The organism is Kribbella sp. CWNU-51 (assembly GCF_054073265.1).
The window spans coordinates 118,508-136,039 of the sequence record NZ_JBSXMZ010000009.1; the positions used below are offsets into that span (position 1 = coordinate 118,508).

At 68.2% G+C, this 17,532-nt stretch carries 18 protein-coding genes and 1 tRNA gene; 13 read left to right on the top strand and 6 right to left on the bottom strand.

What is annotated here, in order from left to right:
* Positions 1-142 precede the first annotated feature (142 nt).
* Positions 143-475 (top strand): VOC family protein, encoded by a 333-nt coding sequence (locus ACXC9Q_RS14390; RefSeq protein WP_328526634.1) that lies wholly within the window; start codon positions 143-145, stop codon positions 473-475.
* A gap of 49 nt (positions 476-524) precedes the next feature.
* Positions 525-1,346, top strand: coding sequence for an alpha/beta fold hydrolase (locus ACXC9Q_RS14395; protein ID WP_457057003.1), 822 nt, complete (start codon positions 525-527; stop codon positions 1,344-1,346).
* 95 nt (positions 1,347-1,441) lie between these two features.
* On the opposite strand, the gene ACXC9Q_RS14400 is transcribed toward ACXC9Q_RS14395, so the two are convergent.
* Both ACXC9Q_RS14400 and ACXC9Q_RS14405 read right to left on the bottom strand, forming a co-directional pair.
* Positions 1,442-2,122, bottom strand: a complete 681-nt coding sequence (locus ACXC9Q_RS14400; RefSeq protein ID WP_457057004.1) for a response regulator — start codon at positions 2,120-2,122, stop codon at positions 1,442-1,444.
* On the bottom strand, positions 2,119-3,252 hold the full coding sequence (locus ACXC9Q_RS14405; RefSeq protein ID WP_457057005.1) for a sensor histidine kinase: 1,134 nt from the start codon (positions 3,250-3,252) through the stop codon (positions 2,119-2,121). The genes ACXC9Q_RS14400 and ACXC9Q_RS14405 overlap by 4 nt, the downstream gene beginning before the upstream one ends.
* A gap of 130 nt (positions 3,253-3,382) precedes the next feature.
* On the opposite strand from ACXC9Q_RS14405, the gene ACXC9Q_RS14410 reads away from it, so the two are divergent.
* From ACXC9Q_RS14410 to ACXC9Q_RS14420, 3 genes are all read left to right on the top strand, one after another.
* Complete coding sequence (locus ACXC9Q_RS14410; RefSeq protein ID WP_457057006.1) at positions 3,383-4,057, top strand: hypothetical protein; 675 nt, start codon at positions 3,383-3,385, stop codon at positions 4,055-4,057.
* Positions 4,058-4,238: 181 nt separating this feature from the next.
* Positions 4,239-4,511, top strand: a complete 273-nt coding sequence (locus ACXC9Q_RS14415) for a hypothetical protein (RefSeq protein ID WP_457057007.1) — start codon at positions 4,239-4,241, stop codon at positions 4,509-4,511.
* Between the two features lie 339 nt (positions 4,512-4,850).
* The gene (locus ACXC9Q_RS14420; RefSeq protein WP_457057008.1) at positions 4,851-5,207 is read left to right on the top strand and encodes a VOC family protein; all 357 of its coding nucleotides are present in this window, start codon (positions 4,851-4,853) and stop codon (positions 5,205-5,207) included.
* 129 nt (positions 5,208-5,336) lie between these two features.
* On the opposite strand, the gene ACXC9Q_RS14425 is transcribed toward ACXC9Q_RS14420, so the two are convergent.
* A tRNA-Gln gene (locus ACXC9Q_RS14425) sits at positions 5,337-5,408 on the bottom strand.
* Between the two features lie 124 nt (positions 5,409-5,532).
* Between ACXC9Q_RS14425 and ACXC9Q_RS14430 the strand changes: the two genes are divergently transcribed.
* From ACXC9Q_RS14430 to ACXC9Q_RS14455, 6 genes are all read left to right on the top strand, one after another.
* Complete coding sequence (locus tag ACXC9Q_RS14430) at positions 5,533-6,537, top strand: acyl-CoA desaturase (protein ID WP_457057009.1); 1,005 nt, start codon at positions 5,533-5,535, stop codon at positions 6,535-6,537.
* Positions 6,538-6,644: 107 nt separating this feature from the next.
* Positions 6,645-7,247 (top strand): TetR/AcrR family transcriptional regulator, encoded by a 603-nt coding sequence (locus ACXC9Q_RS14435; RefSeq protein ID WP_457057010.1) that lies wholly within the window; start codon positions 6,645-6,647, stop codon positions 7,245-7,247.
* Between the two features lie 146 nt (positions 7,248-7,393).
* Positions 7,394-8,578: a sensor histidine kinase gene (locus tag ACXC9Q_RS14440; protein WP_457057011.1), complete on the top strand. Its 1,185-nt coding sequence runs from the start codon at positions 7,394-7,396 to the stop codon at positions 8,576-8,578.
* The gene (locus ACXC9Q_RS14445) at positions 8,575-9,246 is read left to right on the top strand and encodes a response regulator (RefSeq protein ID WP_442914145.1); all 672 of its coding nucleotides are present in this window, start codon (positions 8,575-8,577) and stop codon (positions 9,244-9,246) included. Before ACXC9Q_RS14440 ends, ACXC9Q_RS14445 begins: the two co-directional genes overlap by 4 nt.
* 94 nt (positions 9,247-9,340) lie before the next feature.
* Positions 9,341-10,120 (top strand): ABC transporter ATP-binding protein, encoded by a 780-nt coding sequence (locus ACXC9Q_RS14450; RefSeq protein WP_457057012.1) that lies wholly within the window; start codon positions 9,341-9,343, stop codon positions 10,118-10,120.
* Position 10,121: 1 nt separating this feature from the next.
* Positions 10,122-12,584: an ABC transporter permease gene (locus tag ACXC9Q_RS14455; RefSeq protein WP_457057013.1), complete on the top strand. Its 2,463-nt coding sequence runs from the start codon at positions 10,122-10,124 to the stop codon at positions 12,582-12,584.
* 44 nt (positions 12,585-12,628) lie between these two features.
* On the opposite strand, the gene ACXC9Q_RS14460 is transcribed toward ACXC9Q_RS14455, so the two are convergent.
* Entirely contained in the window at positions 12,629-12,976 is a 348-nt protein-coding gene (locus ACXC9Q_RS14460) for a VOC family protein (RefSeq protein WP_405068861.1), read from the bottom strand.
* A 2-nt stretch (positions 12,977-12,978) separates the two neighbouring features.
* Positions 12,979-13,764 (bottom strand): methyltransferase domain-containing protein, encoded by a 786-nt coding sequence (locus ACXC9Q_RS14465; protein ID WP_457057014.1) that lies wholly within the window; start codon positions 13,762-13,764, stop codon positions 12,979-12,981.
* A 97-nt stretch (positions 13,765-13,861) separates the two neighbouring features.
* On the opposite strand from ACXC9Q_RS14465, the gene ACXC9Q_RS14470 reads away from it, so the two are divergent.
* Entirely contained in the window at positions 13,862-14,359 is a 498-nt protein-coding gene (locus ACXC9Q_RS14470) for a MarR family winged helix-turn-helix transcriptional regulator (RefSeq protein ID WP_457057015.1), read from the top strand.
* A 453-nt stretch (positions 14,360-14,812) separates the two neighbouring features.
* Here ACXC9Q_RS14470 and ACXC9Q_RS14475 read toward each other — a convergent pair whose 3' ends face one another.
* Complete coding sequence (locus ACXC9Q_RS14475) at positions 14,813-16,630, bottom strand: ABC-F family ATP-binding cassette domain-containing protein (protein WP_457057016.1); 1,818 nt, start codon at positions 16,628-16,630, stop codon at positions 14,813-14,815.
* Positions 16,631-16,679: 49 nt separating this feature from the next.
* Here ACXC9Q_RS14475 and ACXC9Q_RS14480 point away from each other — a divergent pair, with 49 nt between their 5' ends.
* Positions 16,680-17,528, top strand: coding sequence for a fructosamine kinase family protein (locus ACXC9Q_RS14480; protein ID WP_457057017.1), 849 nt, complete (start codon positions 16,680-16,682; stop codon positions 17,526-17,528).
* Positions 17,529-17,532: the final 4 nt, after the last annotated feature.

Consider the following 17,532-nt stretch of genomic DNA (forward strand, 5'->3'; position numbering starts at 1 on the left):
TGAGCGCATGCCGAAACTCAGAGCGCGAGCCGTCAGATGGTCGTCCGACGAACCCGTTCCAGGCTGGGTCGAACTCGAGTTCGTCGTGATGGAAGAGCAACTGGTGCGTGACTGACCGCACCTGAACGACAGGAGTGGAAACGTGGGCCTCACGCTCGGAGCGATAGTGCTGAACACCAAGGACCTCGGCCTCGCCGCGGAGTTCTGGAAGCAGGCGTTGGGGTACGACGCCTCACCCGACAACCCCGACTTCCTCGTCCCGAAGGCCGGGCCCGCCACCCGCCTCCACCTCGACGAAACCGACCGCACCCACCTCGACCTCTGGGTCGACCGCACCACCTCGACCCTCGACTCCGAGGTGGACCGCCTGATCGGGTTGGGCGCCACCCGCGTCGAAGACTGGACCTATCCGCCGGACGCGGACTTCGTCGTACTGGCCGCCCCCGACGGCACCATCTTCTGCGTCATCAACTGAAAGCCGAGCTCCAAACCAGGTTGTCGGCGGCGGCTGACATGCTCGCCGCATGGGCGATGGGGCGCTGGTCGACGTCGGAGATGTCACGCTGTTCGTGCGAGAGCTCGGGAAGCGGTCCGACAAGCCGTCGTTCGTCGTATTGCATGGCGGCCCGGACGTCGGCCACGGCTATCTGGTCCCCGGATTCGAGCCACTGGCCCGCGACCACCACATCGTCCTCTTCGACTTCCGCGGCTGCGGCCGCAGCACCCGGGGTCTCCCCGCGGACGCTCTCCAGTCGGAGTACGTCGTACAAGACGCGCGCCTGTTGATCGACAAGCTCGGCCTCGGCGAGGTAGACCTGCTCGGCTTCTCCACCGGCGGCCGAGCGGCAATGCAGTTCGTCGACAAGCATCCAGAGCAAGTACGACGCCTTGTCCTCGCATCCACGTCGGCCTACAGCGGCGCTGACAATGCCGAGTATCTGGCCGACTGGGATGAGTATCAGCGCCGCCGCCAAGCTGAGGAGGCAGCCAACGGGATACTACGGAACTCGACGATCTTCGTCTGGGACCCAGACCTGGCACCGGCCTATCTGAAGCTGCTGGACAGCCTCGGCCCGGACCTCGGCGACTGGAGCGAGGAGCGAGCCATCAACGGCCTCATGCACCCGTGGTGCCCCGGTAACCCCGAACAGATCCTCCGCACCTTCAACAAACCCATCCTCATCCTCCACGGCGAAAAAGACATGGGCTTCCCGCTCCAACTAGCTCATCGCCTCCACAAATCCCTCTCCATCAGCCAACTCGTCGTCATCCCCGAAACCGCCCACATGTGCCACTTCGAACAACCCGAAACCTGGTCCGACCACATCCGCCACTTCCTCCAGTAGCCCCTCTGGGCCGAGCTGGTCGAGGTGGCCCGATCGGTCGGGGCGACCCCTTCCTCGGACGCGTTGCCGGGAGGAGGCCGGTACGAACCACACCGTTACTGAACTCCCCGACGCTCGCTTGCCTTGCCATGCCGGGGGATTACGAGCCCGGTCTCGTAGGCGAGCACGACGGCCTGGCTGCGGCTGGTCAGCCCCAGCTTGGTCAGTACTCGCGAGACGTGTGTCTTCACGGTCGTCTCGCCGATGGACAGGTCGCGGGCTATGTCGCTGTTGGACAGCCCGAGGGCGAGCTGGGTGAGGATGTCGGTTTCGCGTTCGGTCAGGACGTGCAGCCGCTCGTCCGGAACCGGCGCCGCCGTGGCGAAAGTCTCCACGAGTCTGCGGGTGACCGAGGGCGTCATCAAGGCGACCCCGTCGCGGGCAGCGCGAAGGGCAGCGAGCAGCTGCTGCTCCGGGGCGTCCTTGAGCAGGAACCCGACCGCGCCGGCTCGAAGCGCCTGGTACACGTACTCGTCGAGGTCGAACGTGGTCACCACGAGTACGGCGGGCGGCGGCTCCATCTTGACCAGCGAACGGGTTGCGGCGATCCCGTCGAGCCGGGGCATCCGGACGTCCATCAGTACGACGTCCGGTCGAAGCCGCCTGGCCTGCTCGACGGCTTCGACGCCGTCGGCTGCCTCGCCGACCACCTCGACGTCGGGCTCGGTGTTGAGGATCATCCGGTAGCCGGCCCTGATCAGTCGCTCGTCGTCGGCGACGAGCACGCGGATGCTCACGGCGCCGTACCAGCAACGGGAAGGCGCACGCGTACGCCGAAGCCGCCGCCCGGCTCGCTGCCCGCGTGGAAGCTGCCTCCGAAGAGCTCGGCGCGTTCGCGCATTCCGATCAGGCCGTGCCCGTCGCTGCCGTTGAGCGACCCCGGACCGTCATCGGTCACCTCGATGGCCACGGCGTCGAGCTCGTAGCTGACGCGCAGCCGGGCCCGGCTGCCGGGAGCGTGCTGGAGCGCGTTCGTCAAGGCTTCCTGCGCGATGCGGTAGGCCGACAGCTCGATCGCCGGGGCGAGGTCGCGGCGCTCCCCGTCGACCACGAGATCGACGACCGCGCCTGACGCCCGGGCCTGGTCGACCAGCGCCTCGAGCTCGTAGAGCTTTGGCTGTGGTGCGAGTGGGGCGGCGGTCTGCGGCTCGGCCGATCGGAGGATTCCCAGCAACCGGCGCATCTCGTCGAGGCAGTCCGCAGCGACCCGCTCGATGTCGTCGAACGCCAGCCGCGCCGCCCCGGGCTCTACGTCGAGCATGCGGCGTCCACCACGAGCCTGGAGCACGACAACGCTCATCCCGTGGGCGACCACGTCGTGCAGTTCGCGTGCGATGCGTGCCCGCTCGTCGGCCGCGATCTGCCGGGCACGGTGCTCGGCCTCGTCGGCCCGGTCGCGGTAGCGGCGTACCAGTACGCCGGTTCCGAGGATCAGCAGGACCATCAGCGCAAAGGTGACTGCCGCGCCGATCGGATCCGCCGGATCCGCCAGGCCCTGCACGTAGAACAGCGCCGTCGTCAGCGCGGCCGAAGCGATCGCCCTGCGCCAGGTCGGTGCGTAAACCGCCAGGCTGTAGACAGCGATGATGCCAACCAGCGCCTCGCCGTACACATTCGGCGGTGCAGTCACGGAGGCCTGGAGCGCAACCAGCGCAGCGACAAACGGCGCCACGACCAGCGGGTAGACCCTGCGCCAGGCAAGCGACGACGCAGCCACCACAGCGATCGCGAGGTGCAGCGCCGAAGGATGATCGACGGGTAGGCGATCGAACGCGTAGCTGAAGTAAAGCTCGACCACGCTGAACACCGCCAGCGCGGCAGCCAGACGCACATCCGTCCGCACGGGAGCCCGCCCCACCCAGGACATGGCACGAGTCTACGGCCGGCTTCACCGGGCCGCCGTCATCCGAACGAACGACCCTGCTCCACAGAACGCCCGACGACTCCGGCCGGGCCGCTTCCTAGCGTCGAAAGGGAACCGGAACCAAGGAGGAATCATGGAAACCGTACGGAAGAGGACCAGGCTGGCAGGGTGGTCGATGATGGCCGGCGGGCTGGCGATGACGGTGCCACCGTTCCTGGGGCCACCGAACGGCGCCGACGACACCCGGCAACGGCTGGCCGACCTGGCCGCAAACCCCACTCCGACAGTCGCCAAGGGCCTTGTATTCCAAGCGGCCGTCCTGCTGATCCTGCCGGGTGTGGCAGCGATCATCGGCCGCACCGTCGGACGAGGGAGCGCCACCGTGATATCGGGCGGCCTCGTGTACGGCGCCGGCCTCGTGGGCGCCCTCGGATTCTTGCTGATGAGCGGCATCGAGGTCGCCATCGCCGGCAACGGACCCATCACCGCGACCCTGGTCGACGCCGCCGACCGCATGGGGAGCAGCCCGGCAGCCATCCCGGCGTTCGTGCTCGCCCTGCTCTGCTTCCACCTCGTGGGGCTGCCGTGGCTCACGTTCGGCATGGTGCGAGCTCGCCAGATCCCGTGGTGGCTCGCGGCCGTCTGCACGATCGGAACAGTTTTCGCCTTCTTCGGCAGTGGAACGAAGCTGGAGTCGGTCGGCTGGATCGTGCTCGGCCTCGCGATCGCCGCAGTCGGCTCGACCGTCGCACACCCAGCGGCCCTTACTCGACGCGCGTCGGCGGCTGTTGAGGCGCAGCCGGCCTAGCCGACGACCCCCGCCAAGCGACGGCCCGAGTCACACCTCCGATGAAGTTTCGGTGAACGCGGATCCGATCCGTTGGTGCGGCCCGGATCCGGTGCAACGATGGCGATGAGTCCCGCCCGGGCGAGCAGCCTGCCTGTCCTAGGCACCCCTGCGGCGGACTGGAGGGGGAAGCATGCTTTTGATGGCGAATTCACGTATCGGAGAAGGTGTGACGCCGGAGCAGCTCACCCGGTTCTTCGACGAGAACACCGTCTCGACACAGGCCTGGGACCTGGTGCGCCACCGCGTGGTGACCGAGTACGCGTTCAAGACCGGTGACGTTCCTGGGATCGTGGTGTTCATGGAGGTCGACTCCCCGGACGAAGCCTCCGAGATCGTGAACGGACTGCCGGTCGTTCAGCAGGGGCTGCTGACGTTCGAGCTGGACCCGATCGGAAAGTCCATGCGCTTCTGAGCACATGAGCTGTCAGCGGGCGGGACAACGGCGCTGTCGGCGCGGGCAGTACATGGGCGGCAGCCCGGCTTTCCGCGCAGTAGCGCCAGCAGCGGGCAGCGACGCGCGCCGTCTTCGGGTGGGGCAGTGGGCGGCGCGCGGCAGCTGGACCTGATGCCCCGCGCCGGCTTCTTCCACGCCTGGGTCGACCACGAGGATGCCCTGCGCAACCAATTCAGCCGTGTGTACTCCTGCCGACAGTTCGTGAAGTCGCTCGGGGACTAACACTGGAAGAGATGGCGACGCCATCAAGTGGGTGGGTGCGGCGGCGGCAACCGCAACGTCGATATCCTGGCCGGCATGGCCATCGCTCGCTTGCCTCTCATCGCTATCGACTGTCCCGATCCTGGTGCGCTCGCCAGGTTCTACGGCGCGATGCTGGATTGGAAGATCGACGTCTTCGCCGAGCGGGCTTCGGTTTGCCCTGAGGACGGCCAGTGCATCGCCTTCCACCGGGTGGCTGATTACACGCCGCCGACGTGGCCGACCCAGGAGCGGCCAAAGCAGATGCACCTCGACATGCTCGTTGACGACCTCGACGCAGCCGAGGCGGCAGTGATCGATCTCGGTGCAACCAAACATCCGGACCAACCCGGTACGTCCTACAGGGTCTTCCTGGACCCTGCAGGTCACCCCTTCTGCCTTTGTCTGGAATGACCCAGAAGGCAGCCCTCGCCCCCTCAGGTGGTCGCCAGGCTTCGAGCCTGTTGCGGATCAGTTGGCAGACGGGTGTCGCGGATAAGAGAACCCAAGGTCAGAAGTCCTCTGACCTCGGGGTTCTTGGTGCTCCCCCGCCAGGTTTCGATCCTGGTCTTCGAGATTCAAAGTCTCGCGGGCTGCCGATTACCCCACGGGGGATCGTGGTTGCCGGGATAGTTTGCCATGGAGTGGGGCGAGCGACACGCTGAGGGGTTCCTTACCTACGGCTCCGTAGGTTACGGTAGCGTAGGTAAGCCGTCCTCCACCTGAGGGATCAGCAAAGATGACTCCACCCGCCGTAGCCGCACCGGAGGCGCCCACCAGCGCCCAGCAGGCCGACGATTTCGATGTCGACACCGGAACGCTCGGGGGTGAGCAGAAGCGTCCATGGGAGCAAGTCGCACTGGCGTTGTTCATCGGCATCCCGTTCCTCGCCGTACTGGCGGCCGTGCCGATCGCGTGGGGCGGCTTCCTCGGCTGGCGGGACATCGTGCTCGCGGTGGTCTTCTACACGATCGCCGGGCACGGCATCTCGATCGGATTCCACCGGCTGTTCACGCACAAGTCGTTCAAGCCGAACCGCCCGCTGAAGTACGTGCTCGCCATCGCCGGCTCGCTGGCGATCGAGGGCCCGGTGATCCGCTGGGTGGCAGACCACCGCAAGCACCACAAGTTCTCCGACCGCGACGGCGACCCGCACAGCCCGTGGAAGTACGGCAACACGGTGAGCGCGCTGACCAAGGGTTTCGTGCACGCCCACGTCGGCTGGCTGTTCGACACCGAGCAGACTCCGCAGCGGCAGTACGCGCCGGATCTGCTGAAGGACAAGGACATCGTCAAGGTGTCGCGGATGTTCCCGCTGATGGTGACGATCTCGCTGCTCGCGCCGGCCGTCATCGGCGGGCTGTGGTCCTGGTCGATCGGGGGCGCGCTGACCGCGTTCTTCTGGGCCAGCCTGGTCCGGATCGCCCTGCTGCACCACGTCACCTGGTCGATCAACTCGATCTGCCACACCATCGGCGACCGGCCGTTCAAGAGCCGGGACAAGTCCGGCAACGTGTGGTGGCTGGCGATCCTGAGCCAGGGCGAGTCGTGGCACAACCTGCACCACTCGGACCCGACCTGCGCGCGGCACGGCGTACTCAAGGGCCAGCTCGACACGTCCGCCCGCTGCATCTGGTTCTTCGAGAAGATGGGCTGGGTCAGCGACGTCCGCTGGCCGGTGCGCGAGCGCCTGGAAGCCCGCCGCGTCGAGACCAGCACGAAGCCCCTGAAAGCGGCGGCCTGAGGCGCCACCAGCGGTAAATCTGCCACTGGCAACACCGAAGTACGGCATGATGCTGACGTGATCTCGACGTGACGGAACCCAAACCGCGGCGGTCCGGCCGAGTCCGGATGACCAGTGCCGAACGTCGCGAGCAACTCATCACCATCGCCCGTGGCCTGTTCGCCCAGAGGGGGTACGAGGCGACCTCGGTCGAGGAGATCGCGGCCCGCGCCGAGGTCTCCAAGCCGGTCGTCTACGAACACTTCGGCGGCAAGGAAGGCCTGTACGCCGTTGTCGTGGACCGCGAGGTCCGTGCCCTGCTCGACGGTGTCACCGGTGCGCTGACCGCCGGCCGCGCACACGAACTGGTCGAGCAGGCGGCGCTCGCGTTGCTGGACTACATCGAGAACAACTCCAACGGCTTCCGGATCCTGGTCCGCGACTCGCCGGTCGGGTCGTCCAGCGGCTCGTTCATCTCGATCCTGAGCGACGTCGGCACCCGGGTCGAGCACATCCTGGCCGAGGAGTTCAAGCGCCGCGGCCTGGACCCGAAGAACGCGCCGATGTACGCCCAGATGCTGGTCGGCATGGTCGCGCTCACCGGCCAGTGGTGGCTGGACGCCCGCAAGCCGAAGAAGCCGGACGTCGCCGCCCACCTGGTCAACCTCGCGTGGAACGGCCTCTCCGGCCTGGAAGCCAAACCGACCCTGTCGACCCGCCCCCACAAGTAACCTCGGACACCCTCTCGTGGCTCCGGACACGGCATAGCTTGTCCGCAGTCCCCGACGCGTGTCCGCGGTTGACCGACCGCGGTCGTACGGCGATATCCGCCCGTAGCATGACCTCTCACCTGGCTGATCGCCGTACCCTGGCCCGCATGACGGGGATCCTGACCGCACGGCCCGTGCCTGCCCGCAGCAAGGCGTTCGACCTGCTGCTCGCCGGCGGGTTGAGCATGACCTTCGGCTTCCTGGCCGTCGCCCAGACCGGGCTCGGCGGCGTGCTCGCGTTCGGCATGCTCGTCCCGCTGATCTGGCGCCGGACCCACCCCGAACTCGTCTTCTTCGGCGTCTCGGCAGTCGCCGTCCTGCAGTGGCTGGCCGGCATCCACCTGATGGCCGGCAACATCGGCCTGCTGGTCGCGCTCTATGCCATCGCCGTGTACGGCGACCACCGGTTCAGCCGGATCGCCCTCATCGTCGGCGGGCTCGGCGTCCTGATGGCGACGTCGCGCTACTACAACGACGGCGACTGGAAGCAGCAGATCACCATGATGGGCGCTCTGGGCGCCGTCGTCTTCGGCGTCTGGGCGATCGGCGAACGCCGCCGCACCAGAGGCCTGTACGTCGCCCAGCTCGAGGAGCGGGCAGATCAGTTGGAGCGTGACCGCGACCGTGAGGCGAAGCTGGCCGTGAGCAACGAGCGGACACGGATCGCCCGCGAGATCCACGACGTGGTCGCCCACGGCCTGTCGATCATGATCGTCCAGGCCGACGGCGGTCTGTACGCCGCGGACCAGTCGCCGGAGCAGGCGAAGAAGGCGCTGGCCACCATCGGCGACACCGGACGCGCGAGTCTGACCGAGATGCGCAAGATGCTCGGCCTGCTCAAGCAGGACGAACAACCAGAGCTCGACCCGAACCAGCCGCGCCCACAGCCCGGGGTCTCGAGCCTGCCCGAGCTGATCGACAACGTCCGCGACGCCGGGCTGACCGTCGGCTACGAGGTGACCGGCGAGCCGCGCGATCTGCCCGCGCTGCTCGGACTGACGGCGTACCGGATCGTGCAGGAGGGTCTGACCAACACGCTGAAACACGCCGGGCCGGGCGCGCGCACCTGCGTGAAGCTGGACTTCGGCCGCGAGATGCTGACCGTGGTGGTCACCGACGACGGCCGGGGTGCCGGGGTCGCGCCGAGTTCGGATCCGGGTCACGGCCTGGTCGGGATGCGGCAGCGCGCCTCGATCTCGGGCGGTACGGTGAGCGCCGGACCGAAGGCGGGCGGCGGTTACGAGGTGATCGCCAAGCTCCCGTACCACCTGCCGACTGGAGGCGAACAGTGAGTGGAACCGACGTGATCAGGGTCTTCCTGGTGGACGACCAGGAGCTGGTCAGAGCCGGATTCACGATGCTCGTGGACTCACAGGCGGACATGCGGGTGGTCGGCCAGGCCGGCGACGGCGGCGAGGCGGTCGAGAAGATCCAGGTGACCGGGTGCGACGTCGTCCTGATGGACGTCCGGATGCCCCGCCTGGACGGGGTGGAAGCCACCCGCCGGCTCCAGTTGTTGCCGCAGGCACCGAAGGTGATCGTGCTGACGACCTTCGACCTGGACGAGTACGCGTTCGCCGCGATCAAGGCCGGCGCGGCCGGCTTCCTGCTCAAGAACACCCCGCCGGCCGACCTGCTGTCGGCGATCCGGCAGGTGTACTCCGGTGACGCGGTGGTCTCCCCCAGTACGACGAAGCGCCTGCTGGAGCATTTCGCCGGCGCACTGCCCGACACCGAGGCCGAGCGCCCCGATCTGGCCGACCTGACCGCCCGTGAACGCGAGGTCCTGGTCGAGGTCGCCCGCGGCTTGTCGAACACCGAGATCGCCCGGCTCTTCACGTTGTCCGAGGCAACGGTCAAGACCCACATCGGCCGGATCCTGGCCAAGACCGGCCTGCGCGACCGGGTCGCCCTGGTGGTCCTCGGCTACGAAACGGGACTGGTGAGACCCAACAAGTAATACCCAGGTAGTACGCGAACTGCAGTCCGCGGTCCGACGAGATCACCGGCCGGGATCACTAACTTCTTGGACAACGACGAATCCAAGGAGTGACATGAGCTTGCAGACCGGGCAGCTTGCGGTCGGGCGGTTGCCGCAGGACGGGACGCCGCGGACCGCGATCCGGGCGCACGAGTTGCGCAAGGTGTACGGACAGGGCGACACCGCGGTCGCCGCGCTCGACGGGATCTCGGTCGACTTCGGCGTCGGCCGGTTCACCGCGATCATGGGGCCGTCCGGCTCGGGCAAGTCGACGCTGATGCACTGTCTGGCCGGGCTGGACACCCCGACCGACGGTCAGGTGCTGCTCGGCGAGACCGAGCTGACCCGGCTCCCGGACGCCGAGCTGACCAAGATCCGCCGGGACCGGGTCGGCTTCGTGTTCCAGTCGTTCAACCTGCTCCCGATGCTGTCCGCGAACGACAACATCCTGCTCCCGCTCGAGCTCGGCAACCGCAAACCCGACCAGCAGTGGCTGAGCAAGCTGATCGACGTACTCGGGCTGGGCGACCGGCTCACGCACCGGCCGGGCGAGCTGTCCGGCGGTCAGCAGCAGCGGGTCGCGGTCGCGCGCGCCCTGGCCGGCCGGCCCGAAGTCGTCTTCGCCGACGAGCCGACCGGCAACCTGGACTCGCGATCCGGCGCCGAGGTGCTCGGGTTCCTGCGCCGGTCGGTCCGGGAGTTCGGTCAGACGGTGGTCATGGTGACCCACGATCCGCTGGCCGCGTCGTACGCCGACCGCGTCGTGATGCTTGCCGACGGCAAGCTGGCCGGCGAGCTGACCGACCCGACCCCGGAGACCGTGCTCGACGCGCTGCGGCAGCTGGGGGCCTGAGGTGCGACGCTCCATCCTCTCCTCGCTGCGCGCCCACCTGGGCCGCCTGATCGCCGCTTGCCTGGCGATCGTCCTCGGTGTCGGCTTCGGCACCCTGGCGATGACCGCGCACGCGTCCGCGTCGCACGGCATCGACGAGACGATCGGTGCGCAGTACCGCGGCGTCGACGCGGTGGTCTCGCCGGAGAACGAGGCCATCACCGCCGCGGACATCGCCAAGGTGCAGAAGCTCCCACAGACCGTCTCGGTCGTCACGCTGACGACCGCCTATCTGAACGCGTCGTTCCCCGGTCTGGTCCGGCCGACCGGTCTGCCGGTCGACGCGCTGCACGACACCACCCACATCGCCGGTCCCGGTACGTCGTCCGGACGGTTGCCGACCGCAACGAATGAGATCGCGCTGCCGGCCAAGCTGGCGGCGAAGCACAAGGTCGCGATCGGTCAGACGCTCCGGCTCAGCTCGTACGACAACAAGGCGTGGAACGTCACCGTGGTCGGTCTGCTGGACGACACGAAGTCGGTCGGTCGGGGGTCCGCCGTGGCCACCCCGGCCGCGCTGAAGATCTTCGAGCCGGACGCCGCCGTCCAGGCGATCGGGATCGCGGCCAAGCCGGGCGTGACCCAGCAGCAGCTCGCCGACGCGGCGCAGGCCGTCGTCACCAAGGGCCTGCAGGCCTACACCGGTGAGGCCTGGATCCAGCACGAGGTGGAGGGCTACACGAACGGCATCGACGTCCTTGGCGGCGTGTTCGGCATGTTCGCCGTGATCGCGTTGTTCGTCGCCTGCCTGGTGATCGGCAACACCTTCACGATCGTGATCGCCCAGCGCACTCGCGAGATGGCGTTGCTGCGCTGCGTCGGCGCGTCCCGCCGGCAGGTGTTCTCCTCCGTACTCGCGGAGGCGTCGGTGGTCGGCGTGATCGCGTCGGCGATCGGTGTGGTCTTCGGCGTCGCGCTGTCCGCGCTGGCCCTGGCGTTGTCCCGCGAGTTCGACTGGGGAATCCCGCCGGTCCCGCTGCACCTCGACCTGTGGTCGGTGTTCCAGCCGCTGCTGCTCGGGACCGTGGCCACTATCGCGGCTGCCGTCGTACCGGCTCGCCGGGCGACCAAGGTCGCGCCGCTGGCCGCGCTTCGGCCCGAGACTGCGCCGGCGGCCGCGTCCAAGGCCGGCGTACTGCGACTGGTCCTCGGCTTCCTGCTGCTCGCCGGTGGCGGGCTGCTGCTGGCGGCCGGAGCGTCGACCCATCAGGTGCTGATCGGGATCGCCGGCGGTGTGGTGTCGTTCCTCGGCATCCTGGCGATCGGGTCGCTGCTGGTGCCCGCGCTGATCCGGCTGATCGGCACGCTCCCGGCGCGGAGCGGTGGAGTCCCGGCCAGGATCGCCGTCGCGAACGCGATCCGCAACCCGAAGCGTACGGCGGCCACCACGTCGGCACTCCTGATCGGGGTGACGCTGATCAGTCTCACCTGTGTCGGGATCGCCTCGGTGCGGAAGACGTTCGACGTGTCGATGGACGGGCAGTATCCGGTCGACCTGATGGTCACGACGTACAACGAGAAGATGCCGGCCGGCGCCGAGCAGCAACTGCGCGACATCAAGGGCATCACGCAGGTCGTCCCGGTCCATCAGGTGAACGTGAAGGCCGGCGGTCAGGAGCTGCCGGTGACCGGCATCGACCAGGCCACGGCCGGTTCCGTCATCCACAACCCGGCGATCGCCGACCAGCTGAAGCCGGGTACGGCGTTGATCGACTACAGCACCCTGCACCTGCTGGGCCTCGACGACGGCACTCCGCTGATCATCGTGTCGGGTCAGCACAAGCTGACGGTGACGGCGCGAGGCGCGACCGGGCTCGATCCGATCACCGTCACCTCCACCGATCTCGCGAAGCTCTCATCGAGCGCCTCGGTGACCGGGTTCTGGCTGGCATCGGATCCGAAGGCGGACGGCTCGCAGGTGATCGACTCCGTGCAACAGTCGATCCCCTCGGTCAAGGAACTGTCGGTCGGCGGCGGCCTGGCCGAGCGGACCAGTTACACGAAGATCTTCGACGTGCTGCTGATCGTCGGCGTCGGTCTGCTCGCAGTCTCGGTCCTGATCGCGCTCGTCGGCGTGGGCAACACGCTCAGCCTGTCGGTCCTGGAGCGGACGCGAGAGAACGCACTGCTCCGGGCCATGGGACTGACCCGACGCCAACTGCGCGGCATGCTCGCGATCGAATCGTTGCTGATGGCACTGGTCGCGGCCGGACTCGGGATCGCGCTCGGCCTGGTCTACGGCTGGACCGGGACGAGCGCGCTGATGGGTAGCCAGACGGTCGACGGCGGCGTCGAGTACGCCGTACCCGGGACGCTTCTCGTGATGATCGCAGCGGTCGCCGCGGTCGCGGGCCTACTCGCCTCGGTCCTCCCGGCCCGGCGCGCCGCCAAGGTCGCACCGGCCGGAGCCCTGGCGACCGAATGAACCAGCGGCTCGTCCGGCTTGAGGGGGCCGGGCGAGCCGCTCATCTACACGATCTCCACGCGATTCCCGTGGCCGTCGGCGGTGTGAAATCGCCGGCGGCCCGGGATCGTCTCGTTGTCCCACGTCACCGGATAGCCGAGCTCTGCGAGTCGCGAGGCCAGCGCATCCAGATCGTCGACGGCCAGCGCGGGATGGGCCTTCTTCGCCGGGCGGAAGTCCTGCTCCACACCGATGTGCACTTCCGCGGTCCCGGCACGGAACCAGCAACCACCCCGGGCCTTCAGCAGCTCCGGCTTCTCCACCTCGGTCATCCCGAGCGCGTCCCGGTAGAACTCCCGCGCGACGTCCTCCCCACCAGGCGGGCACGACACCTGCACATGATCGAGTCGCATGATCAGCCCCGCTTCTGCGCGACCGCGAAGATCCGGCGGAACGGCAGCAGGGTCCCGTAGTCCCGCTGCGGATACGCCTCCGCCAGCCGAGCGCCGTACTCCGCCTCGAACTGCGACCGCAGGTCGTCCGGCAGCGACTGCAGCACCGGCCGCGCGCCGGTCCCCTTCACCCATTCCAGTACGGCGTTGTCGCCGTGCAGCAGGTGGAAGTACGTCGTCTCCCACGCGTCGACCACGCATCCCTCGGCACTGAGCGCGTCGACGTACTCGGCCGGACCCGGGACGTCGGGCCGCAGCGACGCGTCCTTCGCGTACTCCGCGTAGGGCTCGGTGCCGGCGAGCTCGCGCAGGATCGCGTGCGACGGCGCGTTGCCGTTGCCGGGAATCTGGATCGCCAGCCAGCCGCCCGGCCGCATCGCGCGGACGAAACCGGGCAGCAGGTCGAGCTGCTCAGGGACCCACTGCAGGGTCGCGTTGGTCACGATCACATCCAGCGAGCCCGGCTCGACCGACCACTCGCGGACGTCGCCCAGCTCGAAGCTCAGGTGATCGTCCGCGTACTGCTCCGCCGCCGCGAGCATCTGCGGCGAGTTGTCGACGCCGACGATGGTTGCCTCGGGCCAGACCTCCCGCAGTGTCACGGTCAGCCCGCCGGGACCACAGCCGAGGTCGACGACCGTGCGGACGTCCTCGCCCCGGACCCGGCCGACCAGATCCGCGTACGGGCGGCCGCGTTCGTCGGCGTACGTGCCGTACTGCTCCGGACTCCACACTGGTGACGTGCGCATGGCGAGTACCTCTCTGACGCATTTATCTTGATGTCGAGATACTCTAGTCGCTCGACTTGTCTTGATGTCAAGAGTCTTGATGACGTAGTCTCGAAGTATGGAAGACGAGGTCGACCGGCTGCTCGAGGCCTGGCGCCGCGAGCGCCCCGACCTCGACGTCGCGCCGATGGAGGTGCTCTCCCGGGTCAGCCGGCTGGCGCGGCACCTCGATCGCGCTCGCAGCCACGCGTTCGAGACCCACGGCCTGGAGTCCTGGGAGTTCGACGTACTCGCGGCCTTGCGCCGGGCCGGAGCGCCGTACCAACTCTCCCCCGGCAAGCTGCTGAAGGAAACCCTGGTCACCTCCGGCACGATGACGAACCGGGTCGACCGGCTGGCCGCGCGCGGCCTGGTCGAGCGCCTGCCGGATCCGGCCGACCGCCGTGGCGTGCTCGTCCAGCTGACCCCGGCCGGCCGCGACGCGGTCGACGCCGCGATGGCCGATCTGCTCGCGCACGAGCGCAAACTGCTCGGCACGATCAGCGAGCGCGACCAGGCGAAGATCGCCCGCGTACTGCGCGAGCTGGTCCGGCCGTTCGACCTGGAAAAACACTGACCCGGGAAACATCCGGCTTTGCCAACGATGTAGACAAACCGGCTCGGTGGTACTGACAAAGCGGCGCGGCAGGTCGGACAAACGCTCGTTTGGAATTGCGCCGGAATAATCCGAAAAGACGACCCGTCACTTCTGCCTGGTTTCGATCGTTGCTAGTTGCAACGAGATCGAGAGGCTGCTGTAGCGCACGACTATCGACACTGAGTGAGGGGCGACACTAGGGTCCTCACTGTCGGTGGCTGACCGGCTACGAAACGTTGAGAACACGGTGACTTCGGTGGCAAGAGGTGGTCCACCGAAAGTGGCCGCGCGGTGTCCGGGGCTCGGGGCCCGAACAACGCCGGCCGGCACGGGGCCCGCTCACCCGGAGCCGCGGTACACCCTCCGAAGCACAGGGGATCGGAGGGTGTGCCGCGGCTCAGTTCTGTTCCACGAGCTCCGCACCGCGGCGGATCATTCGGCTCGTTCGGCCGCGTCGAACCAGGCGGTCTCCAGCTCACCGCGTTCGTCGGCGAGCTTGCGCAGTTCGGCGTCCAGCTCGGCCAGCCGCGCGTAGTCACTGGCGCTCACCGCCAGCTGGTCGTGCAGTTTCGCCTCCGCCTCGGTGAGCCTGGCGAGCTGGCGTTCGATCCGGTTCAGTTCTTTCTTCGCCGCCCGGACCGCTGCCGCGTCAACCACCGGCGGATCATCAACCGTGGTATTTCCGGCCGGCGCCAAATCATTGGACACCGCCGGCGACGCCGACGCATTTGACGCCGTACGCCGCGGAATTCCGGACCCGAGCTCGTCGAGATACTGATCGACGCCGCGGGGCAGATGACGGACCCGGCCGTCGCCCATGATCGCGTAAACCATGTCGCTGATCCGCTCGAGGAAGTAGCGGTCGTGCGTGACGGCGACGACGACACCCGGCCAGCTGTCGAGGAAGTCCTCGAGCACGGTGAGCGTCTCGACATCGAGGTCGTTGGTGGGCTCGTCGAGGATCAGCACGTTCGGCTCGTCGAGCAGGATGCGCAGCAGTTGCAGCCGGCGCCGCTCGCCACCGGACAGGTCCGAGATCCGGGTGGTCAGCTTGTCGCCGGTGAACCCGAACCGCTCGAGCAGTTGCGACGAGGTCAGTTCGCCACCCCGGCCGGCCAGGGCCGCCGTACGACGGATCCCGGTGATGTAGTCGAGGACCGTCACCGTTTCGTCGATCTCGTCGAGGGTCTGCGACAGGTTGGCGACCCGGACGGTCTTGCCCTGCTTGACCCGGCCGTGGTCCGGCGCGAGCTGACCGGTCAGGATCTTCAGGAACGTGGTCTTGCCGGCGCCGTTCGGCCCGAGCAGCCCGATCCGGTCGGCCGGCCCGAGCCGGAACGTGACGTGGTCGAGCATCACCCGGTCGCCGAAGGCCAGGCTCACGTCCTCGACGTCGAACACGTCCTTGCCGAGGCGCGCGGTGGCCAACTGGGAGAGCGCGAGCTTGTCCCGCGGCGCCGGCTCGTCCTCGATCAGCGCGTTGGCGGCCTCGATCCGGAACTTCGGCTTGGTGCTGCGGGCGGGTGCGCCGCGACGCAGCCAGGCGAGCTCTTTCTTCAGCAGGTTCTGCCGCTTCGTCTCCGAGACCTGCGCGCTCCGGGCCCGCTCCGCCTTCGCGAGCACGTAGGCGGCGTACCCACCGTCGTACGACGTGACGCGGCCGCCCTGGACCTCCCAGGTGTCAGTGCAGACCGCGTCGAGGAACCAGCGGTCGTGGGTCACGACGATGAGCGCGCCGGCCCGGTCGACCACGTGCTCGGCGAGCCAGTTGACCGCCTCGATGTCGAGGTGGTTGGTGGGCTCGTCGAGGATCAGCAGGTCGACCTCGATCAGCAGCAACCTGGCCAGCGAGGCGCGCCGCCGCTCACCACCGCTCAACGAGCCGACGAGCGCCTGGTGATCGACGCCACCCAGCAAGTGCTCCATCACCGACCGCGTCCGCGGGTCGGCGGCCCACGTGTAGGTCTCCACCTCGCCGAGCACCGCGTGCAGCACGGTCTGCTCCGGGTCGAGGTCGTCGCTCTGGCCGAGGTACCCGAGCCGCAGGTCCCGGTTGTGGGTGATCCGTCCGCTGTCCGGCTCCTCCCGCCGGGCCAGCAGCCGCAACAGTGTCGATTTGCCGTCGCCGTTCCGCCCGACCACGCCGACGCGTTCACCCCGGCCGATGCCGAGGCTGACCGAGTCGAGGAGTGTCCGAGTCCCGAAGCCCTTGGAAACAGCTTCCAGGTTGACCAAGTTAGGTGTCGCCATATCGCGCCCCAGGGTAGCCGACACCGGCGAGCGTGCCAGGATCGTCCACGTGCTGACTCCTTCCTGGCTCGACGGCCTGGCTCTCGGTGATGCCGTGTCCGCCGAATCCGTGGAAGGCGGTTACGCCAGCAAGACCTTCCGCGTCCGTACGTCGCTCGGCCGGTCGGCGATCGTGAAGACGCAGACCGACCTGCCGACCGACCTCTACGCGGTGGAAGCCGACGGCCTCGACGCACTCCGGGTCCCGGGCGGGTTCGCCGTACCCGAAGTGCTCCGCGTCGCGCCCGACTTCATCGTCCTCACCGACCTCGGTGCATCCGCTCCCTCTCCCACCTACTGGGAAGACGCCGGCCGCGCCCTGGCCCTCCAGCACCAGCACACCGCCGACAAATTCGGGTATCACCAGGACAACTACCTGGGCATCCTTCCGCAGCGGAACCCGTGGACCACCGACGGCCACAGCTTCTTCGCCCAGCACCGCCTGGTCCGCTACCTGGAAGTCCCCAACTGCTACAACGCCCTCTCACCGGACGACCGCCACCGCCTCGAACGCGTCTCCGACCGCCTCCCCGAGCTCGTCCCGCCCCAACCTCCGTCGCTGCTCCACGGCGACCTCTGGTACGGCAATCTCCTCCCGACACCCGCCGGTCGCCCGGCGTTGATCGACCCCGCGGTCTACTACGGCTGGCCTGAGGCCGAACTGTCCATGCTCATCGGCTGCGGCAACATCCCCGATGCCTTCTACCGCGCCTACGAAGAAGCTCATCCGCTGGCGCCGGGCTGGCGCGACCGGATGCCGCTCCTCCACCTCCGCGAACGTCTCTGCGTCACCGCCCACTTCACCGACTCCGCCAACGCCGTCGAGCAGATCCACACCACCCTCGCGCGCTTCGCCTGACCGG